20 protein-coding genes are annotated in these 26664 nt (G+C 60.9%); 7 read left to right on the top strand and 13 right to left on the bottom strand.

Annotation, left to right across the window (positions count from 1 at the left end):
- Window positions 1-153: 153 nt before the first annotated feature.
- A complete protein-coding gene (uvrB, locus tag KHQ24_RS04735; protein WP_211777140.1) occupies window positions 154-2175 on the bottom strand; it encodes an excinuclease ABC subunit UvrB in 2022 nt (673 codons plus the stop codon).
- Between the two features lie 410 nt (window positions 2176-2585).
- Here uvrB and KHQ24_RS04730 point away from each other — a divergent pair, with 410 nt between their 5' ends.
- Both KHQ24_RS04730 and KHQ24_RS04725 read left to right on the top strand, forming a co-directional pair.
- Window positions 2586-2798, top strand: coding sequence for a hypothetical protein (locus KHQ24_RS04730; RefSeq protein ID WP_004886124.1), 213 nt, complete (start codon window positions 2586-2588; stop codon window positions 2796-2798).
- Window positions 2799-2884: 86 nt separating this feature from the next.
- Window positions 2885-3607 (top strand): ABC transporter ATP-binding protein, encoded by a 723-nt coding sequence (locus KHQ24_RS04725; protein WP_017900923.1) that lies wholly within the window; start codon window positions 2885-2887, stop codon window positions 3605-3607.
- Here KHQ24_RS04725 and bioD read toward each other — a convergent pair.
- Genes bioD through bioB form a run of 4 tightly spaced genes read right to left on the bottom strand, consistent with a single transcriptional unit; the run spans window position 3549 to window position 7197 of the window.
- Entirely contained in the window at window positions 3549-4271 is a 723-nt protein-coding gene (bioD, locus tag KHQ24_RS04720) for a dethiobiotin synthase (protein ID WP_211777139.1), read from the bottom strand. The two genes, KHQ24_RS04725 and bioD, sit on opposite strands and share 59 nt — an antisense overlap.
- On the bottom strand, window positions 4264-5019 hold the full coding sequence (gene bioC, locus KHQ24_RS04715; RefSeq protein ID WP_004886115.1) for a malonyl-ACP O-methyltransferase BioC: 756 nt from the start codon (window positions 5017-5019) through the stop codon (window positions 4264-4266). Before bioC ends, bioD begins: the two co-directional genes overlap by 8 nt.
- Complete coding sequence (bioF, locus tag KHQ24_RS04710) at window positions 5003-6160, bottom strand: 8-amino-7-oxononanoate synthase (RefSeq protein ID WP_211777138.1); 1158 nt, start codon at window positions 6158-6160, stop codon at window positions 5003-5005. The genes bioC and bioF overlap by 17 nt, the downstream gene beginning before the upstream one ends.
- Window positions 6157-7197, bottom strand: a complete 1041-nt coding sequence (gene bioB, locus KHQ24_RS04705; RefSeq protein WP_004886109.1) for a biotin synthase BioB — start codon at window positions 7195-7197, stop codon at window positions 6157-6159. The genes bioF and bioB overlap by 4 nt, the downstream gene beginning before the upstream one ends.
- An 85-nt stretch (window positions 7198-7282) precedes the next feature.
- On the opposite strand from bioB, the gene bioA reads away from it, so the two are divergent.
- Both bioA and KHQ24_RS04695 read left to right on the top strand, forming a co-directional pair.
- Window positions 7283-8572 (top strand): adenosylmethionine--8-amino-7-oxononanoate transaminase, encoded by a 1290-nt coding sequence (gene bioA / locus KHQ24_RS04700; protein ID WP_025999311.1) that lies wholly within the window; start codon window positions 7283-7285, stop codon window positions 8570-8572.
- 70 nt (window positions 8573-8642) lie between these two features.
- Window positions 8643-9119 carry a kinase inhibitor gene (locus KHQ24_RS04695; protein WP_002895575.1) on the top strand — a complete coding sequence of 159 codons (477 nt, stop codon included), beginning with the start codon at window positions 8643-8645 and terminating at the stop codon, window positions 9117-9119.
- 240 nt (window positions 9120-9359) lie between these two features.
- Here KHQ24_RS04695 and KHQ24_RS04690 read toward each other — a convergent pair whose 3' ends face one another.
- From KHQ24_RS04690 to hutI, 6 genes are all read right to left on the bottom strand, one after another.
- Complete coding sequence (locus tag KHQ24_RS04690; protein WP_211777137.1) at window positions 9360-10742, bottom strand: amino acid permease; 1383 nt, start codon at window positions 10740-10742, stop codon at window positions 9360-9362.
- 98 nt (window positions 10743-10840) lie between these two features.
- The gene (gene hutH / locus KHQ24_RS04685; protein WP_032455741.1) at window positions 10841-12376 is read right to left on the bottom strand and encodes a histidine ammonia-lyase; all 1536 of its coding nucleotides are present in this window, start codon (window positions 12374-12376) and stop codon (window positions 10841-10843) included.
- On the bottom strand, window positions 12373-14061 hold the full coding sequence (hutU, locus tag KHQ24_RS24375) for a urocanate hydratase (protein ID WP_004886099.1): 1689 nt from the start codon (window positions 14059-14061) through the stop codon (window positions 12373-12375). Before hutU ends, hutH begins: the two co-directional genes overlap by 4 nt.
- Before the next feature lie 142 nt (window positions 14062-14203).
- Window positions 14204-14929 carry a histidine utilization repressor gene (locus KHQ24_RS04670; RefSeq protein ID WP_017899626.1) on the bottom strand — a complete coding sequence of 242 codons (726 nt, stop codon included), beginning with the start codon at window positions 14927-14929 and terminating at the stop codon, window positions 14204-14206.
- Window positions 14930-14986: 57 nt separating this feature from the next.
- Window positions 14987-15943, bottom strand: a complete 957-nt coding sequence (gene hutG, locus KHQ24_RS04665; RefSeq protein WP_023320005.1) for a formimidoylglutamase — start codon at window positions 15941-15943, stop codon at window positions 14987-14989.
- Window positions 15940-17199, bottom strand: a complete 1260-nt coding sequence (gene hutI / locus KHQ24_RS04660; protein ID WP_072500723.1) for an imidazolonepropionase — start codon at window positions 17197-17199, stop codon at window positions 15940-15942. The genes hutG and hutI overlap by 4 nt, the downstream gene beginning before the upstream one ends.
- Window positions 17200-17413: 214 nt before the next feature.
- Between hutI and KHQ24_RS04655 the strand changes: the two genes are divergently transcribed.
- The gene (locus KHQ24_RS04655) at window positions 17414-18697 is read left to right on the top strand and encodes a putative acyl-CoA thioester hydrolase (protein WP_004886081.1); all 1284 of its coding nucleotides are present in this window, start codon (window positions 17414-17416) and stop codon (window positions 18695-18697) included.
- 76 nt (window positions 18698-18773) lie between these two features.
- On the opposite strand, the gene KHQ24_RS04650 is transcribed toward KHQ24_RS04655, so the two are convergent.
- Together KHQ24_RS04650 and KHQ24_RS04645 are read right to left on the bottom strand one after the other, a co-directional pair.
- Window positions 18774-21461: a cation-transporting P-type ATPase gene (locus KHQ24_RS04650; protein WP_211777136.1), complete on the bottom strand. Its 2688-nt coding sequence runs from the start codon at window positions 21459-21461 to the stop codon at window positions 18774-18776.
- Between the two features lie 51 nt (window positions 21462-21512).
- On the bottom strand, window positions 21513-21944 hold the full coding sequence (locus KHQ24_RS04645; protein ID WP_004886076.1) for a universal stress protein: 432 nt from the start codon (window positions 21942-21944) through the stop codon (window positions 21513-21515).
- 534 nt (window positions 21945-22478) lie between these two features.
- On the opposite strand from KHQ24_RS04645, the gene KHQ24_RS04640 reads away from it, so the two are divergent.
- Window positions 22479-23564 carry an efflux RND transporter periplasmic adaptor subunit gene (locus KHQ24_RS04640; protein WP_048294404.1) on the top strand — a complete coding sequence of 362 codons (1086 nt, stop codon included), beginning with the start codon at window positions 22479-22481 and terminating at the stop codon, window positions 23562-23564.
- Window positions 23565-26630, top strand: coding sequence for an efflux RND transporter permease subunit (locus tag KHQ24_RS04635; protein ID WP_064794463.1), 3066 nt, complete (start codon window positions 23565-23567; stop codon window positions 26628-26630).
- The last annotated feature ends 34 nt before the right edge of the window (window positions 26631-26664 follow it).

Genomic DNA, 26664 nt, shown 5'->3' with positions numbered 1-26664 from the left:
GTGTCGCCTGGCGAGATTAAGCAAACATTAAGAAGGCCGCTTTGCGGCCTTTTTTCTTCACCGCGAATGGTTATCTGGCTGCGGAACAGGGCGATAAGGGCCACGCCTTGTCTGCTTCCCGCACGTCCACCTCCCGGCAGTACACGCCGGGACTCAGGAGGCGGCGATAAACAGTTCGCGCAGCTGATGCAGCTGGTCGCGAATTTGCGCCGCCTCTTCGAACTCGAGGTTTTGCGCGTGCTGCATCATCTGCCCTTCCAGCTCGTGGATTTTCTGCTGCAGCGCTTTTGGCGTCATATCCACGCCGCTGAGCCCGGCAGGCTCGACGGCCTTCGCTTTACCGCACCCTTTGGCTTTGGTTTTCGCCAGGCTCTGGCCCAGCTGCAGGATATCCACCACTTTCTTGTTGAGCCCCTGCGGCACAATGCCGTGCTCTTCGTTATAGCGCTGCTGTTTCTCCCGTCGACGCTCTGTCTCGCCGATGGCTTTCGCCATCGAGGGGGTGATCTTATCGCCGTACAGGATAGCCTTGCCGTTGACGTTGCGCGCCGCGCGGCCGATGGTCTGGATCAGCGAGCGTTCGGAGCGCAGGAAGCCCTCTTTGTCCGCATCCAGGATCGCCACCAGCGACACCTCCGGCATATCCAGCCCCTCACGCAGCAGGTTGATCCCGACCAGCACGTCAAACTCGCCAAGACGCAGGTCGCGGATAATCTCCATACGTTCGACGGTGTCGATATCCGAGTGCAGATAGCGCACCCGCTCGCCGTGCTCCTCAAGGTACTCGGTTAAGTCTTCCGCCATCCGCTTGGTGAGGGTGGTGACCAGCACGCGCTCGTTGATGGCCGTGCGCAGGCGGATCTCCGACAGCAGATCGTCGACCTGGGTCGCCACCGGCCGCACTTCGATGATCGGATCCAGCAGACCGGTCGGCCGCACCACCTGATCCACCACCTCGCCGCCGGATTTATCCAGCTCGTAGGCGCCGGGGGTGGCCGACACGTAGATGGTTTGCGGCGCCAGCGCTTCGAATTCTTCAAACTTCATCGGCCGGTTATCCAGCGCCGACGGCAGGCGGAAGCCGTACTCCACCAGCGTCTCTTTGCGCGCCCGGTCGCCGCGGTACATACCGCCGATCTGCGGCACCGTGACGTGAGATTCGTCAATCACCAGCAGGCCGTCTGCCGGCAGGTAGTCGAACAGGGTGGGCGGCGGCTCGCCGGGGCCGCGCCCGGAGAGGAAGCGCGAGTAGTTTTCAATGCCCGAGCAGTAGCCCAGCTCGTTCATCATTTCGAGGTCGAACTGGGTGCGCTGGGTTAAGCGCTGCTCTTCCAGCAGCTTGTTGTTGGCCAGCAGCACCTTGCGCCGCTCCGCCAGTTCCAGCTTAATCTCTTCCATCGCCTGGACAATGCGCTCCCGCGGCGTCACGTAGTGGGTCTTGGGATAAATGGTGTAGCGCGGCACCGTCGATTCCACATGGCCGGTGAGCGGGTCGAACAGCGACAGGCGCTCAACTTCTTCGTCAAACAGCTCAATGCGCAGGGCGATATCGTCCGATTCCGCCGGGAAGACGTCGATCACCTCGCCGCGCACCCGGAAGGTGCCGCGCTGGAAGGCCTGATCGTTGCGGGTATACTGCAGTTCCGCCAGGCGGCGCAGGATCGCCCGCTGGTCAATCAGCATCCCCACCGTCAGATGCAACATCATTTTCAGATACAGGTCCGGGTCGCCGAGGCCGTAAATAGCCGAGACCGAGGCCACCACCACCACATCGCGCCGCTCAAGCAGCGCTTTGGTGGCCGACAGGCGCATCTGCTCGATATGTTCGTTTACCGAGGCATCTTTCTCAATGAAGGTATCTGAGCTGGGGACATAGGCTTCCGGCTGATAGTAATCGTAGTAGGAGACGAAATACTCGACGGCATTCTCCGGGAAAAACTCTTTCATCTCGCCGTAGAGCTGGGCCGCCAGAGTTTTGTTTGGCGCCAGCACCATCGTCGGCCGCTGCAGATCGGCAATCACGTTGGCGATGGTAAAGGTCTTACCGGAGCCGGTGACCCCCAGCAGCGTTTGATGCGCGAGCCCATCCTCCAGCCCCTCTTCCAGGCGGCGGATGGCTTCCGGTTGGTCTCCGGAGGGGCGAAAGGCGGAATGCAGAACAAACGATTTACTCATCAATCAGAACCTGAAAAAGATTTAGCGGCCGGTGTTTAATTCTACCCCCCGGGCCGTTTTTTGCCAATAAATTACACTGGATATTTAAACAGTACGTGCTTATGATAGCGCCACAACATGGCCTTTTTTGCCGGTAAGCAGGGTATAAAACGCGCGCCGGGCGGAATAATCCTCCGGCCGTCAGGGTTATCCCCAGAAATTTTTACCTTTTAACATTTGTCAAGCGGACGGGTGAAAGTTTTATGGCAGCAGATGACGCTTTTCTTACACCCATTGATTTTATCTAACAAGCTGATATTTAATGTTTTTAAAGAAAAGACGCCTTTCGCGCCAATTCAGCCGCAAGCCGCGTACGCTCTAGCTTACCGCAGGTTTTCTAACTCTAATACACAAGGTTATCCACAGGAATAGTGGATAACTGTCTGCAGCCCAAGACCGCCGCCGCCCGGCGCAAATCGTCTGGCGGCCTTAATCACGTGGCGAAAAATTTTTATCGAACTATTTTTGATAACTATCCGCTTAAAGCCGCTCGATTTTTGCTGCTTTTTGCACCACCCTTTAGCGTCGGGCACCGGAAAAGTGCACCCCAGGCGCTGGCTGTGCCTGATGGTATCGGCATTTAGCGTTTTTTTCCGAGCGTTCTTTTTCCTGGCAAGAGTTTTGCAGCATCTTTCTGTCGCCCTGACGCCAGGATAAGGAGAAAACGTCCATGTTGAATTTACAGGCAGTAAATCACTTTTACGGCAACCAGCATTCACTGTGGAATGTCGATCTTGAACTACGCCCGGGGGAGTGCATTGGCGTACTGGGACGCGAGGGCATGGGAAAAACCACCCTGGTTAACTGCATTGCCGGGCACCTGCCGGTGGCCAGCGGCCGGATGACCTGGCATGACATTGGCGCCCCGCCGCAGGATCTCACGCCCCTGTCGGCCCAGTCGCGCAGCGCCATCGGTATCGGCTATGTGCCGCAGGATAAACGCATCTTTTCGCAGCTCAGCGTGGAAGAGAATCTGCATATTGCCCTCGCGGCCGGGAAACCCGGGGCTAACGCCAGCGGCGGCGAAATCTATGAGCATTTTCCCGAACTCTATGCCCTACGGCAGCGCAAAGGCGCCTCGCTGAGCGACGACGATCAGTACCAGCTGGCGTTGGCCAGGGCGCTGATTGTCCAGCCACGGCTGCTGATCCTTGATGAACCCTCGCGCGGCAGAGGGCCGCGCTGTCTGCAAAAGCTGGCGGATCTGCTGCTGCGGTTGAATCGCGATATCGGCCTGACGGTGCTGCTCGCCGAGCAGCACCTGCCCTTTATCCGCCGGGTGGCGGATCGTTTCTGTGTTTTGCACCGGGGCCGTAACGTCGCCGAAGGCGATATTATGGCGCTGGATGAACCGCTGCTGGCGCAGTGGATGACGCCGGATCCAGCGCCCTGAGATCCAGATACTGGCCGAGATCGTCGCGCTGCGCGATATCGGCAAGCCACGGTATTTCGCCGAGGAACGGCGCGGCCAGCCGGTTTTTCAGCGTCGCCAGATACTCGGCGTGGCGCTTGCCCGGCGGCTGCACGTCATTGGCGATCCACCCCGCGAGCGGCAGCCCTGCCTGGCGTACCGCCTGGGCGGTAAGCATCGCGTGGTTGATGCAGCCGAGCTTGACGCCCACCACCAGAATCACCGGCAGCTGCTCCACCTGCGCCCAGTCGGCAAAGGTCAGGGTTTCCGACAGCGGCGTAAACCAGCCGCCGGCCCCTTCCACCAGCACCCAGTCGGCGAGGCGTTCTAACTCGCGCAGCCCGCTGGAGAGCCTCGCCGCGGCGATCGGCCGCCCTTCGTCGGCGCTGATGATGTGCGGTGAGGTCGGCTCGGCGAAGGTATACGGGTTAACCTGTTCATAGCGCAGCGCGACCCGGCTATGACGCTGCAGCGCCAGGGCGTCTTCATTACGCAGCCCTGCGGCGGTAAGCTCGCTGCCGGAAGCCACCGGCTTGTAGCCAGCCGTGTGAAAACCCAGCTGATTCGCCGCCTGCAGCAGGGCGCTGCTGGCGATGGTTTTCCCGACTTCAGTATCGGTCCCGGTGACAAAAAAACGTTTAGTCACGCTCAATGACTCCTGTAAAAAGAGAATACGTCAGCGGGCAGACGCCCTGCCGCTGCGGCCAGGCCAGCTGTAGCTCGCGCAGTTTGCCGCGACCAAGCGGGGCCGATGCCCGCCCCTGGTGCAAATGGGTGGCGCCGATGCCCTTCAGCGATCGCATGGCGCTCAGCGCGTCGGCGAACGGCAGGCTAATCTGATGCACCTCGCCGGACGCCCGCAGGCCGCTCAGCGCCGCACGCACCGCCGCTTCGCTGAGAAAACGGTTGGCATGCGGCCGGTCGTCGATGGCCTGCCACGCCTGATTGAGCTCCGGCAGCGAGTCGGCCAGCAGCGTGCTAAACGCCACCCTGCCGCCGGGGCGCACCACCCGGTACAGCTCGCCAAGGGCGGCGCGCAGATCGTCGCACCACTGCACCGCCAGATTGCTCCACGCCAGATCGACGCAGGCGTCCGGCAGCGGCAGCGCCTCAATGTCGCCCAGCAGGTAATACTGGGCGGCGTCGTTACGCTGCGCCTCTGCCAGCATCCCGGGGGAGAGATCCAGCGCGGTCACCACGCTGCCCGCCTCACGCCAGCGGCGGCTCATGCCGCCGGGGCCGCAGCCAGCATCCAGCACCCGGGGAAAATCGCGACGCGCCAGCTGGCGCAGCAGCAATTCCGCGCTGCGCCGCTGCAGTTCATCATGTTGCGAATAGCCGCCGGCCGCCCGGCCAAACGCCGCGGCCACCGCCTGCTTATTCACCGTGGCCATGCAGCACCTCCAGTAAACGGTTAATGTCCTCAGCCTGATGGGCGGCGGTCAGGGTCAGGCGCAGACGAGCGCTGCCGACCGGCACCGTCGGTGGACGGATCGCCGTCGTCCAGCAGCCCGCGTCGCGCAGACGTGCGGCCAGGCTCAGCGCCCGGCCGTTATCGCCGACGATCAGCGGCTGGATCGCGCTGACGGAGTCGGTCAACCCCAGCGACACCTCGCCCATCCCCTCACGGAACTGACGGATGCGGGCGGCCAGGATGTCGCGACGCTGCTGTCCTTCATTGCTGCGAATGATCCGCAGGACGGCGCTCAGCGCCACCGCCTGGGCGGGCGGCATCGCGGTGCTGTAGATCAAATGACGGGCAAACTGCAGCAGATAATCGGCCATTGCTTCGTCGCACAGCACCGCCGCGCCGCTGACGCCGAACGCCTTGCCGAAGGTAACCACCAGCAGCTCAGGGCGCACCGCCTGCGCGGCGCAGCTCCCGCGTCCTTCGTCGCCGACCACGCCGACGCCGTGGGCGTCATCCACCAGCAATAGCGCCCCGGCGGCCTGCGCCGCGGCGTGAAGGGCCGCCAGCGGCGCGCTGTCGCCATCCATGCTGAAAATGCCTTCAGTGACCGCCAACTGTTCGCCCGCCAGCGGCTTAGCCAGCAGTTGCGCGAGGTGTTGCGGATCGTTGTGGGCGAAACGGCGTAGCTGCGCCGGGCTGAGGCTTGCCGCCTCCAGCAGGGAGGCGTGGCTCAGGCGGTCGGCCACGATCCGATCCTCTTTATCCGCCAGGGCGGCGATCAGCGCCTGATTGGCGGCAAAGCCGGAGATAAACAGCAACGCGCGCGGATAGCCCAGCCAGTCGGCAAGTTCCTCTTCCAGCGCGCGGTGGGCCTCGTTATAGCCGCTTACGTGTCCCGAACCGCCGGAACCGACGCCATAACGTTCCGCCCCCTGCTGCCAGGCGGCGATAATCGCCGGATGCTGGCTCAGGCCAAGATAGTCATTGCTGGAGAAGTTAAGCCAGCGCTCCCCTTCCCGCGCCAGCCAGCGCCCGGCGCCGTGCGTCACCGGCAGGCGGCGGCGAAGAGTATCCGCCGCTCGTCGCTCGTCCAGCGCCCGATCGATTCGCTGCTGCCAGCTCATAGCACCGCCGCGTTGTAATATTCCTCAGTGTCCGGGGTGAGTAAGGCCTGCTCCAGGCGCTGCTGCTGCTCATTATCACCTTCCAGCACCGCCGTCTGCTGCGGGTTGATCCCCAGCTTGCGGAACAGCTGCAGATCTTTGTCCTCTTCCGGGTTCGGCGTGGTCAGCAGCTTGCAGCCGTAGAAAATGGAGTTCGCCCCGGCCATAAAGCACATCGCCTGGGTCTGCTCGTTCATCTGCTCGCGGCCGGCGGAGAGACGCACGTAAGAGGTGGGCATCATGATGCGCGCGATGGCGATAGTGCGAATAAAATCGAAAGCGTCGACATCGTCGTTATCCGCCAGCGGCGTACCTTTGACCTTCACCAACATGTTGATCGGTACGCTTTCCGGCGGCGTGGGCAGGTTAGCCAACTGCAGCAGCAGGCCGGCGCGGTCTTTCACGGTCTCCCCCAGCCCGACGATACCGCCGGAGCAGACTTTGATCCCGGCGTCACGCACTTTGTCCAGGGTATCCAGGCGCTCCTGGTAGGTGCGGGTGGTGATGATGTTGCCGTAAAATTCCGGCGAGGTATCGAGGTTGTGGTTGTAGTAATCGAGGCCCGCCTCGGCCAGGCGCTGCGCCTGGCTGTCTGTCAGAGTGCCAAGCGTCATGCACGACTCCAGCCCCAGGGCCTTCACCCCTTTCACCATCTGCTCCAGATACGGCATATCGCGGTCATTGGGGTTTTTCCACGCCGCGCCCATGCAGAAGCGGGTCGAGCCGGCGTTTTTCGCCTGACGCGCTGATTCCAGCACCTGCTCGACTTCCATCAGGCGCTCGGTTTCGAGCCCGGTTTTATAGCGCGCGCTCTGCGGACAATATTTACAATCTTCCGGGCAGGCGCCGGTTTTGATCGACAGCAGGGTGCTGACCTGCACCTGGCGCGGATCAAAGTGTTGCCGGTGGATTTGCTGCGCTTCGAATAACAGATCGATGAGCGGTTTATTAAATAATTCAGTTACTTGCGACATTGTCCAACGTACGTGGTGAGCCATTGGCTTCTCCAAAGGGTTTTGTTAATTTACGGTTCGGTTTATACTCGTAAACCTAAATGTTTTCAAAATGGTTTACAAGTCGCTTATGACCCTGGACGATCTCGCCTTCGATCGGCGCCACATCTGGCACCCCTACACCTCTATGACTTCCCCCCTGCCGGTCTACCCGGTGGTTTCCGCCCACGGTTGCGAGCTGTCCCTCGCCGGCGGCGAACAACTGGTTGACGGTATGTCCTCCTGGTGGGCGGCAATCCACGGCTACAATCACCCGCGTCTTAATGCGGCGATGAAAGCGCAAATCGACCAGATGTCGCACGTCATGTTCGGCGGGATCACTCACCCCTCGGCGGTGGCCCTGTGCCGCCAGCTGGTGACAATGACTCCGGAATCGCTGGAGTGCGTTTTCCTCGCTGATTCCGGTTCGGTGGCGGTTGAGGTGGCGATGAAAATGGCCCTGCAGTACTGGCAGGCGAAAGGCCAATCGCGTCGACGTTTCCTGACCTTCCGCAATGGCTATCACGGCGATACCTTCGGCGCGATGTCGGTCTGCGATCCGCAGAACTCGATGCACAGCCTGTGGCAGGGCTATCTGCCGGATAACCTGTTCGCCCCCGCGCCGCAGAGCCGCTTTGACGGCGAGTGGGATGAAATGGATATAGTGCCCTTTGCCCGCCTGATGGCCGCGCACCGTCACGACATCGCCGCGGTGATCCTCGAACCGATCGTACAGGGCGCGGGCGGGATGCGGATGTACCATCCGGAGTGGCTGAAGCGGGTGCGTAAAATGTGCGACCGGGAAGGGATACTGCTGATCGCCGATGAGATTGCCACCGGCTTTGGCCGCACCGGCAAGCTGTTCGCCTGTGAACACGCCGGGATTACCGCCGACATATTGTGTCTGGGCAAGGCGCTGACCGGCGGCACCATGACCCTCTCCGCCGCGCTGACCACCCGCGAGGTGGCGGAAACCATCAGCAACGGTGAAGCTGGCTGCTTTATGCACGGCCCGACCTTTATGGGCAACCCGCTGGCCTGCGCGGTGGCCAGCGAAAGCCTGCGCCTGCTGGAGAGCGGCGAATGGCAGCGGCAGGTGGCGGCGATTGAAGCCCAGCTGCTGGCCGAGCTGGCGCCGGCGCGGGGATCCGCCCTGGTCGCCGATGTCCGCGTGCTGGGCGCTATTGGCGTGGTTGAAAGCCGTCGCCCGGTCAATATGGCTGCCCTGCAGCGCTTTTTCGTCGAGCAGGGGGTGTGGATCCGCCCGTTTGGCCGCCTGATCTATTTGATGCCGCCGTACATCATCGCGCCTGAACAGCTGTCCCGCCTGACCCGCGCCGTTAACCTGGCGGTGCAGGACGAAACATTTTTTAGCGAATAAATAGCGGAATTGCGTCGTGGTGCAGGCTACACTTCCAGGTTAATCAGCGCATTATCAATGAGGATGAAGCATGAAACTGATCAGTCACGATCTCCAGGACGGCGGTAAGCTGCCTAATCGTCACGTCTTCAACGGCATGGGCTACGATGGCGACAATATTTCGCCGCATCTGATGTGGGATGATGTGCCCGCGGGAACCAAAAGCTTTGTGGTGACCTGCTACGATCCGGATGCGCCGACCGGCTCCGGCTGGTGGCACTGGGTGGTGGCTAACCTGCCTGCGGATACCCGCGTCCTGCCCCAGGGGGCCGGTTCCGGTCAGGCGGAGCTGCCGGAAGAGGCCGTTCAGACCCGCACCGATTTTGGCAAGGCGGGATACGGCGGCGCAGCGCCGCCGAAGGGCGAAACCCACCGCTATATCTTTACCGTCCACGCCCTGGACGTCGAGAAAATTGAAGTGGATGCCGAGGCCAGCGGCGCAATGGTCGGCTTTAACGTCCATTTCCATTCCCTCGCCAGCGCCTCCATCACCGCCCTGTTCAGTTAATCTCCCCCCGGATAGCGGCTGTCGCCTTATCCGGGCTACTTGCGGCGCCATTTGTTTTTCGGGTGGCGCTGCGCTTACCCGACCTACAATACCCCCAGGCCCACGCAAGCGCAGCGCCGCCGGGCGATTGCCGCGGGCACGGAGCCGCTTTTATGCCGGGCGGCGGCTGACGCCTTGCCCGGCCTACGGTCCGTGCCATTTGTAGCCCCGGTAAGCGCAGCGCCACCGGGGAAATTGGCCTTACTGTTCAGTGGCTACCTGCAGCGCCGTTTTACGCACCCGCGCGTACCACACCACCGTCAGCAGCCCGAGCCAGACCAGGCCGGCAATCAGCGCCATCCGCGTCTCAGCAAACATCCCCAGCACCGCGATAACCAGCCCCATAAACAGCAGCGTCAACAGCGGCGCAACTGGCCAGAACGGGACGGGGAAGGCAATCTGGCTGCGCTCTTCGCCAGACAAACTACGGCGCATGGCGAAATGGGACAGCAGGATCATCAACCACACCCACACCGTGGCGAATGCCGCCAGCGAAGCAATCAGCACAAAGACCTGCTCGGGGATCAGATAGTTCAGCACCACCGCCGCCAGCAGCGCGCCGCCCATGACCACCACCGTCATCCAGGGTACGCCGTTGCTGGCGATGCGCTGGAAGCTTTTCGGCGCCAGCCCCTCTTTCGACATGCCGTACATCATGCGCCCGGCGCCGAAGATATCGCTGTTAATTGCCGAAATGCTGGCGCTGATCACGATGATGTTAAGGATTGTCGCCGCCGCCGGGATCCCCAGACCGTCGAAAATCAGCACAAACGGACTCCCCTGCTCGCCAAAGCTGTTCCACGGGAAAATCGCCATCAGTACCGCCAGGGTGCAGACGTAGAACAGGATAATACGCAGCGGAATGGTATTGATGGCCTGCGGGATGACCTTTTTCGGATCTTTCGCTTCCGCGGCGGTGACGCCGATAATCTCCACCCCGCCGAAAGCGAACATCACGATGCCAAGCGAAGCGATAACGCCCTGCCAGCCGTTAGGAGCAAAGCCGCCGTGGCTCCACAGATTTTCCAGCCCGGTAGCCGGGAAGCTATGGCCGTAGCCAAAGAAGATGATCCCGGTGCCCGCCAGCATCATGGCGATAATCGCCACCACCTTCACCAGCGACAGCCAGAACTCCATCTCGCCGAACACCCGCACGTTGCACAGGTTCATGGCGCCGATAAAGAAGATGATGCTGAGGATCCAGATCCAGCGCGGGACATCGGGATACCACAATCCCATATAGATGCCGAAGGCGGTGACGTCGGCCAGGGCGACGATCACCATTTCAAAAGTATAGGTCCAGCCGGTAATAAACCCGGCCAGCGGCCCGAGATACTGGCGGGCGTAGCTGCCGAAGGAGCCGGAAACCGGGTTGCGCACCGCCATCTCGCCCAGCGCGCGCATGACGATAAACACCGCCGCGCCGCCAATCAGATAGGCCAGCAGCACCGCCGGGCCCGCCGCCTTGATGGCGGAGGCCGAGCCATAGAACAGCCCGGTGCCGATAGCGGAGCCGAGCGCAATAAATCGAATGTGTCGGGCATTGAGCCCGCGCAGCAGATGTGGCTTGTGTTGTTGTTGCATATACAGGTGTCCTGGTTTTTTTATATGACGACAAATATGCGATGTAGGGCGGTCGGGGGAATGACTTCCCCCGACGCGGGTACAGAGAACAACGGTGATTAGTGCAGGCCTGGCAGTACGGCAGGCAGCAGACGCGTCAGGTGACGGGCCGCCAGAAGCGCAATGGCATTATCGATATCCGGGGCGAAGTAGCGATCCTGCGTATAATGAGGGACACGTTCGCGCAGCAGATGACGCGCTTCTTCCAGCAGTGGGCTGGTGGTCAGCCCTTCGCGCATATCCAGCCCCTGCACCGCCGCCAGCCACTCAACGGCCAATACGCCGCGGGTGTTCTCGGCCATCGCCCACAGGCGGCGACCGGCCGCCGGCGCCATCGAGACGTGGTCTTCCTGGTTGGCGGAGGTCGGCAGGCTGTCGACGCTGTGCGGGTGCGATAGCGCTTTGTTTTCACTGGCCAGCGCCGCCGCCGTGACCTGGGCAATCATAAACCCGGAGTTCACCCCGCCATTTTTCACGAGGAACGGCGGCAGCTGCGACATATGGCTGTCCATCATCAGCGCGATGCGGCGCTCGGAGAGCGAGCCGATTTCGGCGATCGCCAGCGCGATATTATCCGCGGCCATCGCCACCGGTTCGGCGTGGAAGTTGCCGCCGGAGATGACGTCATTTTCGGCGGCGAAGACCAGCGGGTTATCAGAGACCGCGTTGGCTTCGGCCAGCAGCACTTCCGCCGCCTGGCGGATCTGGGTCAGGCAGGCGCCCATCACCTGCGGCTGACAGCGCAGGGAGTACGGGTCCTGCACCTTACTGCAGTTATGGTGCGACTGCGAGATCGCGCTATCGTCGGTCAGCAGATGGCGATACAGCGCCGCCGCATCAATCTGCCCGCGCTGGCCGCGTACCTCATGAATACGCGCATCGAACGGACGACGCGAACCCAGCGCCGCTTCGGTGGTTAACGCCCCGCAAACGACCGCGGAGGCGAACAGATCTTCGGCTTCGAACAAACCGCGCAGGGCAAAAGCGGTCGAGGCCTGGGTGCCGTTGAGTAGCGCCAGCCCCTCTTTCGCCGCCAGGGTAATCGGCTCCAGCCCAACCTGACGCAGCGCTTCGGTGGCCGGTAGCCATTCGCCGCCGCGTACCCGCGCTTTGCCTTCGCCAAGCAGGGTCAGCGACATATGCGCCAGCGGCGCGAGGTCGCCGGAGGCGCCGACGGAACCTTTCGCCGGGATCCACGGCGTCACGCCGGCATTCACCAGGCCAATCAGCGCCTGGATCACGCTCAGGCGGATCCCGGAGAAACCGCGGGACAGGCTGTTAATCTTCAGCACCATAATCAGCCGCGCCAGGTCATCGTCCAGCGGCTCGCCAACGCCCGCCGCATGGGACAGCACCAGCGAACGCTGCAGGTTCTCCAGATCTTCCGTCGAGATCCGGGTCTGCGCCAGCAGGCCAAAACCAGTGTTGATGCCGTAGGCGGTCCGCCCTTCGGCAAGGATGGCATTGACGCAGGCCACGCTCTCGTCAATGGCGGCAAACGCGCCGCTGTCGAGGGTAATATTCACCGGGTGGCTGTAGATGTCGCGGAGCTGCGACAGGCTGAGTTGCCCCGGGATCAGAGTTAAAGATTTCATTTCGCGTTCCCCTGCGTTGCCGCGACCATCGGAAGATTGAGACCCTGTTCTGCTGCGCATTCAATGGCAATCTCGTACCCCGCGTCGGCATGACGCATCACACCGGTGGCCGGGTCGTTGTGCAGGACGCGGGCGATACGCGCCGCCGCTTCATCGGTGCCATCGCAGACGATAACCATCCCGGAGTGTTGCGAGAAGCCCATGCCTACCCCGCCGCCGTGGTGCAGCGACACCCAGGTCGCGCCGCTGGCGGTGTTGAGCAGGGCGTTGAGCAGCGGCCAGTCGGAGACCGCGTCAGAGCCGTCGCGCATCGCTTCGGTTTCGCGGTTTGGGCTGGCGACGGAGCCGGAGTCAAGGTGATCGCGGCCAATGACGATCGGCGCGGAGACTTCGCCGCTGCGCACCATTTCGTTAAACGCCAGGCCCAGCTTCTGCCGCCATTCCAGACCGACCCAGCAGATACGCGCCGGCAGCCCCTGGAAGCTGATGCGCTCGCGCGCCATATCCAGCCAGTGGTGCAGATGCTTATCATCCTTAATGATCTCTTTCACTTTGGCGTCGGTTTTGTAGATATCCTGCGGATCGCCGGAGAGCGCTACCCATCGGAACGGTCCGATACCCCGACAGAACAGCGGGCGGATATAGGCCGGCACGAAGCCCGGGAAATCAAAGGCGTTGCTGACGCCCACTTCCTGAGCCATCTGGCGAATGTTGTTACCGTAGTCAAAGGTCGGGACCCCCATCTCATGGAAGGCCAGCATCGCCTGCACGTGGTCGGCCATCGAGCGTTTCGCCGCCAGAATGGTGCCCTGCGGATCGGATTCGGCTTTCTGCTGATACTCTTCCCAGCTCCAGCCTTTCGGCAGATAGCCGTGCAGCGGGTCGTGGGCGCTGGTCTGGTCGGTGACCATATCCGGGCGCACGCCGCGTTTCACCAGCTCCGGCACGATCTCCGCGGCGTTGCCGCACAGGGCGATGGAGATAGCGCGACCTTCGGCAGTGTATTTCTTGATGCGCGCCAGGGCGTCATCCAGAGAAGTAGCTTGTTCGTCCACATAGCGGGTGCGCAGACGGAAATCGATGCGGCTCTGCTGGCATTCAATGTTCAGCGAGCAGGCCCCGGCCAGCGTCGCGGCCAGCGGCTGCGCGCCGCCCATGCCGCCCAGCCCGGCGGTTAGCACCCAGCGGCCTTTCAGGCTGCCCTGATAGTGCTGACGACCGGCTTCGACGAAGGTTTCGTAGGTGCCCTGCACGATGCCCTGGCTGCCAATGTAGATCCAGCTGCCAGCGGTCATCTGGCCGTACATCGCCAGCCCTTTGGCATCCAGCTCGTTGAAGTGTTCCCAGGTCGCCCAGTGCGGGACCAGGTTGGAGTTAGCGATCAGCACGCGCGGCGAGTTTTCATGGGTTTTGAAAACGCCCACCGGCTTGCCGGACTGGACCAGCAGGGTTTCGTCGCTTTCCAGGTTCTTCAGCGCCTTCACGATAGCGTCATAGCATTCCCAGTTGCGCGCTGCGCGACCAATACCGCCATAGACCACCAGCTCGTGCGGGTTTTCGGCGACATCGGGATCGAGGTTATTCATTAACATACGCAGCGGGGCTTCGGTCAACCAGCTCTTCGCGGTCAGCGTCGTGCCTCTTGGCGCACGGACGTCCAGCTGGCGATATTTGCTTTGCGACATCGGGGTTTCTCCTGACAATGAACGTTGTTTACGTAGATACATATACTTGTCTATACAAGCATGCGCAAGCCAGGATTTAACAGAAATGATACAATTTTGTTATATTGCGTCAGCAATCACGTTTTGCTGACGCCAGTGTGGATCAGGAGCCAAAGCGGCCCTGCAGACGATAACGGCTGCCGGGGAACAGCAGGCGCGCGTGGGAAACGATATGGGTTGTCGACCAGGTGCGGCGACGGATCAGCAGGCAGGGATCGTGGGCGTGAATATGCAGCAGCGCGCACTCTTCCGCTGTGGCCTGCACCGCTTCAACAATATGTTCACCTTCGGTTAACGGGGCGATCAGCGACAGATAATCATGGGGCGTGGTGGCGGTATAATCCTGCTGGAGATAGTTCGGCACCACCGCGGCATTGACGCAGCGATCTTCGATTTGTACCGGCACCTCGTTTTCGTAATGCACCATCAGCGAGTGAAAGATGCGGGTGCCTTCCGCTACGCTGAGCGCCGTCGCCTGAATATGATCCGCCCGGGTCTCCTCCAGCAGCAGCACCTCGCAGCGGTGCTGATGGTGACGGGCAAGAATTTCTTCGGCAATGCTGCGCACCTCAAACAGCGCCGACTGCCCTTTCGGCTCGGCGACAAAGGTCCCCACCCCTTGCAACCTGACCAGCAGGCCTTCATCCGTTAGCTCGCGCAGCGCGCGGTTGATGGTCATCCGGCTGAAGCCGAACTGGGCCACCAGCTCCGCTTCCGAAGGGATACGGTCATGCGGTCGCCAGACGCCGCTGTGAATTTTTTCACCGATAGCCTGCTTCACCTTCTCATAAAAAGGCGCGGGCGCGGAACGGGGTTGCTGTGAAAACATAGCCTGGCTTTCCTTTTGCAAAATGGGCGGCGAAACACCCAGAATATACCGGAATGGCTACTGCCACCAATGGGCGATTTGCCATGCCAGACGGGCCGCCGCGCGGGCGCCCTGACCGTCAATGTCAAACTGCGGGTTGAACTCCACCAGATCCACCGCCTGCAGCTTACCGCTGCGGCACAACGGCTCTACGATGCGCAGCAGGGTCGCCAGCGGCACGCCCAGCGCCGCCGGCGCGGATACCGCCGGCATTTCGCGCGCCGGCAGCACGTCGAGATCGATAGTCAGATACAGACGGTCGAATTGCGCGATATTGCGCTCAAGCTCCGCCAGCACCCGGGTTTCGAAGGCCTCTAATACCTGTAGATCCTCCACAATAGCCACCTCGCGCCGCGCCGCTTCCTCCCAGAGCGCCTGGGTGTTGGCCGCCCGACTGACCCCAATGCAGGTATAGTGAAAACCGCGCTGCTGCGCGTCACACTCCAGCGCCAGCTGGCGGAACGGCGTCCCGGAGCTGGCGCACTCGGCAAAGCGCAGATCCAGATGCGCATCGAGGTTAATAATGCCCACTTTTTCGCCGGGGAAGGCATCCAGTATCCCGGCGCCGTGACCGAAGGCGGTCTCGTGGCCGCCGCCCAGTACCAGCGTGCGTTTGCCGGCGCGCTGGCAGGCGGTCACCGCCTCGCGCAGCGCCTGATGCGCGGCTTCCAGCTGGTCGCCTTCGACGCTAATCGTGCCCATATCCACGCAGCGGTCGTGCCCCTGATGGCTGGCCATATTGGCCAGCGCCCGGCGTAGGGTCGCCGGGCCGTCAGCCGCTCCGGTACGCCCTTTGTTGCGCCGGACGCCTTCGTCACAGGCGAAGCCGAGCAGCGCGATATCGCCGGGCATCTCCTGCGGCGCGAAGCGTTCGGCGCGGGGAATGGTCTGGAACAGACGCAGCGCATTCGGCGCTTCCGCGCTGTCGTCGCGACCTTGCCAAAGGTTAGCGGGGGTAGCTTGCCACAGCATCATTGTAGTTCTCCTCGTACCACACGCTGCCAGAGCGGACTGCGCCCCGGCTCATACACCATCTCGACCGGATGCTCAGCATCCCAGATGGCAAAGTTCGCCACAAAGCCCGCCGCCAGCTGGCCGTGGCTGTTCTGCCGCCCCAGCGCCCGCGCGGCATGGCGCGTCACGCCGGCCCACGCCTCTTCCGGCGTCAGGCCAAATTTGACGCAGGCCATGTTCATCGCCAGATGCAGGCTGGCGAAGGGGCTGGTGCCGGGGTTGAAATCCGTCGCCACCGCCATCGGCACCTGGTACTTGCGCAACAGTTCCACCGGCGGTTTGCGGGTTTCATTGAGGAAGTAGAACGCGCCGGGCAGCAGGGCCGCCACGGTGCCGCTCTCGCGCATCGCCGCCACCCCCTCTTCCGTCAGATATTCGATATGGTCGGCGGACAGTCCGTGATAACGGCTCACCAGCTGCGCGCCGCCCAGCGAAGAGAGCTGCTCAACGTGACCTTTAACCGGGATGCCTAGCGCCTGCGCCGCCTGAAACACCCGCTCGGTTTGCTGCGGGCTGAAACCGACGTTTTCGCAGAAGACGTCGACGCTTTCAAACAGTCCCTCCCGCCACAGCGTCGGCAGGATCGTTTCGCAGACCAGCGTAATATAGCCGTCGGCGTCGCCTTGATATTCCGGCGGCGTGGCGTGGGCAGAGAGCAGCGTCGCCGAAAGCTCGACGCCATTGTCGTCGGCCAGCTGGCGGGCGACCCGCAGCATTTTGCGCTCGTTTTGCAGATCGAGACCGTAGCCGGATTTGATCTCCAGAGTGGTTACCCCTTCACGCAGCAGGCGGGCCAGCCGCGGCTGGGCCAGCGCCAGCAGCTCGGCTTCGCTGCTGTCGCGGGTGGCGCGCACGGTGGCATTAATCCCCCCGCCGCTGGCGCTGATGGTCTGATAGGAGACGCCGTTCAGACGCTGCTCCCACTCCTGGGCCCGGCTGCCGCCGAAGACGAGATGGGTGTGGCAGTCGATTAATCCCGGCGTGACCAGCCGGCCTTCGAGATCGATCCTGCGCCCGCTGGGAAGGTCATCTTCGGCGACGATCGCCGCAATGCGACCGTCGCGGACCAGCAGCGCGTGGCGCTCCAGCAGACCGTACGGTTGAGCGTGGTCGGGGTTCAAGGTGGCGAGACGGGCGTTTCGCCAGATAACGAGTTCGGAAGTGGCTTCAGTCATAGCGCTTAACTTGTCATGGGTTGTATAGACATTTATTTTCATAACGCCGGGAATGTCAACAAAAGCGCGACTAAATGTTATTTATTTGTGACTAGGGACCGTCCCGGGAAAGCGTTCATTGCGTAAAGAAGGTAAGTTTTTCAGCCCACATCTTCCCGTTTCGTTCAAGTTAGTATAAAACAGCAGGTTTTAAAGGACTTATAGCCTGGCGTCTCAGCCGGGGTATTTCACTACGCTTAATTTTGCCCGGAGCAACATGAACACATATTCCGTTTCCCGTCTGGCGCTGGCGCTGGCCTTCGGCGTGACGCTGTCCGCCTGTAGCTCGACGCCTGCCGATCAACAGCCCTCAACGCAGACTGCACCGGGCACCACCGCGCGTCCCATTCTGAACGCCGATGAAGCAAAAAACTTTACCCCGGCGGCCTATTTCCAGTCGCTGAACCCCAATGCCGCGGCCTGGACGCCGTCCGCCATCAGCCTGCCGGCGCAGCCTGACTTTATCGTCGGCCCGGCGGGAACCCAGGGCGTGACCCATACCACCGTCCAGGCAGCGGTGGATGCGGCAATTGCCCGCCACTCTAACCGTCGCCTGTTTATCGCCATCATGCCGGGCGAATACCCGGGCACCGTCTACGTTCCGGCGGCGCCGGGCGCCCTGACTCTGTATGGTACCGGCGATAAACCGATTGACGTAAAAATCAGCGAAGCCATTGATTCTGAAATGGATCGCAACACCTGGCGTCGTCTGGTCAATCCGGGTGGTAAATACATGCCGGGCAAACCGGCGTGGTATATGTTCGACAGCTGCCAGAGCAAATCCACCGCCACCGTCGGCGTGATGTGCTCCGCGGTCTTCTGGTCGCAGAATAACGGCCTGCAGCTGCAGAACCTGACCATCGCCAACAACCTTGGCGACAGCGTCGATGCCGGTACCCACCAGGCCGTTGCCCTGCGCAGCGATGGCGACCAGGTGCAGATCGATAAGGTGAACATTCTTGGCCGCCAGAACACCTTCTTCGTGACCAACAGCGGCGTGCAGAACCGTCTGCAGGACAACCGTCAGACTCGCACCCTGGTAACCAACAGCTATATTGAAGGCGACGTGGATATCGTTTCTGGCCGTGGCGCCGTGGTGTTTGATAACACCGACTTCCGCGTGGTGAACTCCCGTACTCAGAAAGAAGCCTATGTCTTCGCGCCGGCCACCCTGAAGAGCGTGACCTACGGCTTCCTGGCGACTAACAGCCGCTTCACCGCCTCCGGGGATAACGTCGCGCAGCTCGGCCGCGCGCTGGATGTTGACGGTAACAGCAACGGTCAGGTCGTGATCCGCGACAGCGCCATCAACGAAGGCTTTAATATCGCCCAGCCGTGGGCGGCAGCGGTAGGCTCCGGCCGTCCGTTCAGCGGCAACACCGGCAGCGCGGATGACAAAGGCAATCTGCAGCGCAACCTCAACGACAACAGCTTCAACCGCATGTGGGAATATAACAACCGCGGCGTGGGAAGCAGCGTGGTCGCCGAGCCGAAACAGTAAAGCGCAACAAGCGTGAAGCATAATAAAAGAGGGGGCGATGCCCCCTCTTTCCTTTTTCGTTCAGCGCTTCACGCCCTCAGGCGGTTCGCCATTTGCGGGTCAGCGGTTTTTCCAGCTCCACGATCAGGAACATGGCGAAGCCGATGATAAAGGTGATCACCCAGTAGCGGAACGGCAGCCCGGTGGTGCCAAACAGCATCTGCATAAACGGCGCATAGATAATCAGCAGCTGCAGCACCAGCAGCACGCCGCTGACGATCCAGATCCCCTTGTTAGCCAGCAGACCTTTGGTTAACGAGAAACCATCCGACACGCGGCAGTTCAGCATATAGAACCACTGGGCGGTGACCAGGGTCTGCAACAGCACGGTACGGATAAACTCCGGCGAATAGCCGCGCAGCTGCAGCCAGGCTTCGAGAATAAAGGCGCTGACCGCAATCATCGACCCCACAAACGCCACGCGCCAGATGGCAAACCCGTCCATGACGTGAATTTTCGGGTCGCGCGGCGGCCGCCGCATAATATTTTTCTCACCGGCTTCAAACGCCAGACCAAACGACAGCGTGGCGGAGGTGGCCATGTTCATCCACAGGATCAGCACCGGCGTCAGCGGCAGCACGTTGCCTGCCAGCAGCGCGATCACGATCAGTAAACCCTGCGCAAGGTTGGTCGGCATGACAAAAAGAATGGTTTTCTTCAGGTTGTCATACACCCGGCGCCCCTCGCGGACCGCGCTGGCGATGGTGGCGAAGTTGTCGTCGGTCAACACCATATCGGCGGCTTCCTTGGTGACTTCGGTTCCCTTGATCCCCATCGCCACGCCGACGTCAGCCTGCTTCAGCGCCGGGGCATCGTTCACCCCGTCTCCGGTCATGCCGACAATCTCTTTCTTGCTCTGCAGAGCCTGCACCAGACGGAACTTATCTTCCGGGCTGGTGCGGGCGAAGATATCGAACTGCTGCGCGGCGACGCTCAGCTGCGCGTCGTCCATCACCTCCAGCTCGCGCCCGGTGATGGCGTTACCCGCATTGCCAATCCCCAACATTTTGCCGATGCTCATCGCCGTTTGCGGATGGTCGCCGGTGATCATCTTCACGCGGATCCCGGCCTGCAGGCAGTCGGCAATCGCCGTGATCGCTTCCGGACGTGGCGGATCCATCATCCCGGCAACCCCTAATAAAATGACCCCCTGCTGCAGATCCTGATGGGTCAGCTCGGTCTGGCCTGCGGCAGCTGGCTTCCAGGCCGCGGCCACCATGCGCAGCCCCTCCCGGGCGTACTCTTCAATTTTGCTTTCCCAGTACGGGAGATCCAGCGGCTGCAGTCCGCTGTCGCTCTGCTGATACTGGCACAGGCGGAACAGAACGTCAGGCGCGCCGGTGACCAGCACCACCTCCTCTTCGCCCAGCCGGTAAAGCGTCGACATGTATTTATATTGCGAATCAAAAGGAATTTTACTACGCAGCTCGCTGGGCTGCGGCGGCAGGGTTATCTTCGCCGCCAGCACCTTCAATGCCCCCTCGGTGGGGCCGCCGGTAATTTTCCACAGCCCGCCTTCCTCTTTGATAAGCTGGCTGTCGTTACACAGATCGATGGTGCGCAGATAGCGCTCAAGAAGCGATCCTGGCGCCACGGCGATCGGCGTCGGGTCGTCGATGGCATGGATTTTACCGACCGGCTCATAGCTGTCCCCTTCCACCCGATAGACGCTGTCCGCGGTGATCACCGCCTTCACCGTCATTTCGTTCATGGTCAGGGTCCCGGTTTTATCCGAGCAGATAACGGTCATCGCACCGAGGGTTTCCACCGTCGGCAGCTTGCGGATAATCGCTTTCTGACGGGCCATCGCCTGCACGCCAAGCGACAGAATAATCGAGATAATCGCCGGCAACCCTTCCGGGACCGACGCCACCGCGAGGCTAATTAACGACAGCATCAGTTCGGAGACCGGCATATCGCGGAACAGCAGGCTAAAGACGAACAGCGCCGCCATCATCACCAGAATGAGGATAAAAATGGCTTTGCCCAGCTTATCCATCTGCACCAGCAGCGGCGTGCGATGTTTCTCAATGCCCGCCATCATCTGGTTGATGTGGCCCAGCTCGGTATCGCCGCCGGTGGCCACCACGATCCCTTTCCCCGCCCCTGAGCTGACGGTGGTCCCGGAAAACACCAGGTTGCTGCGATCGCCGAGCGGCAAATCACCGCTTAGCGGCTCGGTGGTTTTTTCCACCACCGTCGACTCGCCGGTGAGGATCGCCTCTTCCACCCGCAGGTTGTGCGCCTCAATCACCCGTAAATCGGCGGGGATTCGGTCGCCGGCGCGGATCACCACGATATCGCCGGGCACCAGCGAGGTGGTGGGGATGGTTTCATGGTTGCCCTGGCGGATCACCACCGCCTCGCTGGAGAGCATATTGCGGATACTCTGCAGCGATTTTTCCGCATTACTCTCCTGAATGAAGCCGATCAGCGCATTGACCACCGCCACCGCGAGGATCACTGACATGTCGATCCAGTGGCCCATTACCGCCTTGAGCAGCGCCGCCGCCAGCAGGACGTAGATCAGCACATCGTTAAAATGCACAATAAAACGCAGCCAGGCGGGTTTACCCGGCTTCTGCGGCAGGGCGTTTTCGCCATACTGCTGCAGGCGCGTGGCCGCCTCTGTTCCGCTAATCCCGTCCGGCGAACTCTGCACGCTGGCGAGCGTCTCCTCGACGGAGCGCTGATAGTAGGGCGCCCCCGGTTTATCTGTATTCATACTCTCTCCCTCGATTTATGAAGCGGAAGTCAGGACGACATCCCGCCGTCATCAGCGCACAACGAAAACCGGTACATGGGCATAGCGCACGATATTGGCCGCTTCCGAGCCCAGCAGGTGAGTCTGGATCCCCGGATTGCGTGAACCGACAATCACTACGTCCGCTTTTAGCTCATCGGCCAGGGCGATCACTTGATCGCGAACATTGCCACTGCGCACATAAAGATGGCTGGCGTCTTCCGCCAGGCCATTTTTTTTGACCAGCTCGGTCAGTTTTTCCTTAGCGGTAGTAATCAAATGGTCTTCCATCTTTCGGGCATCAGAGATAAATCCACGCGTTAACACCGGAGAGAATGCCGGAATGACATGGACAAGATGAATTTGCCCGGCAGAATGTTGGGCAAGGAATTTTGCATGAGAGAGCGCTTTGTCGGCCAGGCCTGCATCAAAAACGTCAACGGGAACAACGATATTTTTATACATGAGATAATCCTTTTATTACCAATACAATGCGTAGTGATGAATAACCCCATACTTGGGGAGGAACGAAATCTCAACAACAGAAGCGGCGAGCGGAATAGATGTTATTAAACGTAGCACAGGAAAATTAACATTAGAAAATGACGGATTAATAGACTGAAAAATATTATAAAAAGCTCTTATCACCTGCGAATCTCCTGCCCTTTCCCCAACGATGCCGCCAACGCTCGGGGTATTCACTTTTTTAACACTTCACCTTTTCTCCGACTATGCTGATTACAAGCAGGAGTGCCGCTCCGAATGTCCAGTGGTCACAGCGAGGGCCGAATTAAATGACATTCGCGGTTCGGGTGGGTGTTAAGGGAGAAAATCATGTTTGGTTATAGCCTGTTACGTCTGGGATTCTTTGTCGCGCTGGCCATTGTCGCCTGCACGCTGGTGGGACTATTCACCTATCTGGTTGTCGCCGCCCTCGCCGAATAAGCGTGCGCCGCGTAATAAAAATGTAAAATAAATCCTGAATCTGAGGGGAATACTGTGAACCGTTATTTTTCTCTCATCCCGGTTGTTATTTTATTGGCAACCGCTTGCGATCAGAAATCGCCGTCCGTCGAGTCCGCCCCGCGCATGGTCAAGGTGGCGCAGGTGACCGCCGTGGGCAATACCCAGCAGCGAACGTTTCCGGCACGTATCGAGTCTGGCGACTCCACCGAGCTGTCGTTTAAGCGGGGGGGCCAGGTGGAATCGCTGGATATTCGCCAGGGGGCGACCATCGCTCAGGGACAAACGCTGGCGCGCCTGAATGCCCGCGAGGCCCAACAGCGGGTCAATGAGCGACAAACGGCGGCCACCCTCGCCCAGCGTCAGTTCGACCGCTTCCAGACCCTGGCGGGACGTCAGGCCATCTCCCAGGCGGAAATGGACGTGCAGCGCGCCAATCGCGATGCCGCCAACGCGGCCTTAAAAATCGCCCGTGAAGAGCTGGCGCAAATGAGCCTCACCGCGCCCTTCGGCGGGATTGCCGCCGGCGTGCATATCCGCAACCATCAGGTGGTCGCCGCCGGCCAGCCGGTGATCACCCTGACGCGGACCGACCTGCTGGATGTAGTCTTCAGCATTCCCGAAAATCTGTTCACCTCCCTGGATATCCGTAATACCGCCTACCGTCCCGTCGTCAGGATCAATACCCTGCCGGGCCGCGAATTTACGGCGGAATACAAAGAGCATACCGGCAGCAGCGATAACAGCACCCTCACCTGGCAGATCATTTTAACCATGCCGCGGCCGGATGATTTTCCCACCGTCGGCGGGGTTAGCGGCACCGTGACGGTCAACCTCGGCAATTTACCGGCCAGCGCCGGAAGGGAAACCCTCGTGGTGCCAGTGGAGGCGGTGTTTAACCCGGATAACCGGCCGAAGAATGAACCCATCGTCTGGGTGGTGAAAGGCGACAATGCGCATCGGTTTCTTGAAGAGCGCAAAGTCACCGTCGGCGAGGTGACCGCGCAGGGAGTGACTATCACCGACGGTCTCCACGCGGGTGAGCAGGTGGTCGCGGCGGGCGTGAGCGAGCTGCATGCCGGGCAGCCGGTGCGGATCTGGACGCGTGAACGAGGATTATAAATGGACATTTCCCGTCAGTTTATTAATAACCCGACCCGCGTCTGGTTAGCCATTCTGCTGCTGGGGGTGGGGGGTCTGTTCGCCCTGCTCAATATCGGCCGTCTGGAAGATCCTGCCTTCACCATTAAAACGGCGGTGATCGTCACCCACTACCCTGGCGCGTCCGCTCAGCAGGTGGAGGAGGAGGTGACCCTGCCGCTGGAAAATGCGATTCAGCAGCTTCCCTCACTGGATAACGTCAGCTCCATCTCCTCAAATGGCTTATCGCAAATTACGGTGAATATCGCTTCGCAGTACCATTCCAGCGAGCTGCCGCAAATCTGGGATGAGCTACGTCGCCGCGTCGGTGACGCCAGCCGACTTTTCCCGCCTGGCGTCGTGACCCCCTTCGTCAATGACGACTTTGGCGATGTGTTTGGCTTTTTCTTCGCCATCTCGGGCGACAGTTTTACCAACCCCGAACTGGTGCGCTATGCCGAACAGCTGCGTCGGGAGCTGGTGCTGGTTCCTGGGGTCGGTAAAGTCGCTATCGGCGGCGTCATTCCGCAACAGATCAATGTTGATATCTCGCTGGCGAAGATGGCGGCGCGCGGGATCACGCTCAACCAGCTCGCCGCTATCCTGACCCGGCTCAACGTGGTGTCCAGCGCCGGAGAGATCCGCGTTGGCAGCGAATCGATCCGCCTTCACCCCACCGGAGAGTTTCAGAGCATCGATGAGCTGGGGGATCTGCTGGTCAGCCCTCACGGCGCCAGCGCCACCACCCGACTGCGGGATATTGCCACACTGTCGCGCGGGCTGACCGACTCGCCGTCCAGTATCTATCATGCCAACGGCCGCCAGGCGGTGACCATGGGGGTCTCTTTTATTCCTGGCGTCAACGTCATTGACGTCGGGCACGCCCTTGAAGCCCGCCTCCAGCAGATGGCCGCCGACAAACCGGCGGGGATCGACATCGCCATTTTTTACGATCAAGCGGCAGAGGTCGCCCACTCGGTCAATGGCTTTATTACCAACTTCCTGATGGCCCTGGCGATCGTGGTCGGCGTGCTGCTGGTGTTCATGGGGGTACGCAGCGGGATCATTATCGCCCTGTCGCTGGCGCTCAACGTTCTCGGCACCCTGCTTATCATGTATATCTGGGGGATAGAGTTACAGCGGATCTCCCTCGGGGCGCTGATCATCGCCCTGAGTATGCTGGTGGACAATGCCATCGTTATTGTCGAAGGGGTGCTGATCGCCCGCCAGCAAGGTTCGCCGCTGCTGGGCGCCATTAACTATGTGATCCGCCGCTCCGCCCTGCCGCTGCTCGGCGCCACGATCATCGCCATCCTCGCCTTCGCGCCGATTGGCCTCTCACAGGACTCCACCGGGGAGTATTGCAAATCCCTGTTCCAGGTGCTGCTGATCTCGCTGATGCTAAGCTGGTTCTCCGCCCTGACCATCACGCCGGTACTCATTAAGTGGTGGTTGTTTAAGCACGCCCCATCGGCCGCCGCGCCGGCGGAAAAAGCCGATCCATACCGTGGCCGCTTTTATCGCGGCTATCAGCAGACGCTGCGAATACTGCTGCAGCAAAAGACCGTGACCCTGGTGCTGATGGGCGCCCTGCTGACCGCGGCTATCTGGGGCTTCACCTTCGTTCGGCAGAATTTCTTTCCGTCATCGAATACGCCCATTTTCTTTGTCGACCTGTGGCTCCCCTACGGTACCGATATTAACGCCACCGAGCAGATGACCCGCGATATTGAGCGGTCGATCGCCGGCCAGCCGGGGGTAGTCACCACCGTCGCCACCATTGGCCAGGGCAGTATGCGTTTTATTCTTACCTACAGCGGCCAGCGGCAGTACAGCAACTACGCGCAAATTATGGTGCGGATGGACGACCAGCGCGGCATCGCCCCCGTCACCCGCCACGTGGAAGCCTGGATCGCCAGAAACTACCCGCAGGTGAACGCCAGCACTAAACGCATTATGTTCGGCCCCTCCGGGGATAGCGCAATTGAGGTGCGCATTAAGGGCCCTGACCCGGATACGCTGCGCGCGCTGGCCAGTCAGGTGAGCGATATTCTCGCCGAAGATCCGGCCACCGACAGCGTGCGTAACGACTGGCAGAACCGCAGCAAGGTGATCCGCCCGCAGTACTCCCCGGCGCTGGGGCGCGAGCTGGGGGTGGATAAACAGGACATTGATCATGCGCTGGAGATGAATTTCTCCGGCAGTCGCGCCGGGTTATATCGCGAGGGCGCCGATCTGCTGCCGGTGATCGTCCGGCCGCCGGCAACGGAGCGACAGGATGCCAACCACCTGAATAACGTGCTGGTCTGGAGCCAGAGCCGCCAGCAGTATATCCCGTTGAGTAACGTCATCCATGGCTTCTCACTGGAGTGGGAAGATCCATTGATTCTCCGCCGGGATCGCACCCGGGTGCTGACGGTCCAGACCGACCCCAGTCCGCAAAGCGGCCAAACCTCGGGTGATATTCTCGCCCGGGTGAAACCACGCATTGACGCATTGACGCTGCCGCATGGCTACCGTATCGAATGGGGCGGCGATGCGGAGAATTCCAGTGAGGCGCAGCAAGGGCTGTTCACGACCCTACCGCTTGGCTATCTGGTGATGTTTATCATTACGGTGCTGATGTTCAGTTCGCTAAAAAACGCCGTCGCCATCTGGCTGACCGTGCCGCTGGCGCTGATCGGCGTCACGCCCGGCTTTTTGCTGACCGGCATCCCCTTCGGCTTTATGGCCTTAATCGGCCTTCTCAGCCTCAGCGGCATGCTGATCCGCAACGGCATTGTGCTGGTGGAAGAGATAGAGCAACAAAAACAAGAGAAAGATCAACGACAAGCGATCATTGATGCGGCAACATCCCGTCTGCGGCCAATCCTGCTGACCGCCTTCACCACCGTGCTTGGCCTTGCCCCGCTGCTGCGCGATGTTTTTTTCCAGAGTATGGCGGTGGTGATTATGTTCGGTCTGGCCTTCGCCACCGTGCTGACGCTGCTGGTTCTGCCGGTGATTTACGCCTGCTTTCACCATAAGGATATGACGCCTCAACGATGAACAGTACCGGTCTGAGCATTATTAAGACACTCGG

It is taken from the genome of Klebsiella sp. 54 (assembly GCF_018223875.1).
Lineage (GTDB): Bacteria > Pseudomonadota > Gammaproteobacteria > Enterobacterales > Enterobacteriaceae > Klebsiella > Klebsiella quasipneumoniae.
The sequence above is the reverse complement of the archived record's forward strand: the minus strand, read 5'-3'. Positions and strand labels throughout refer to the sequence as shown.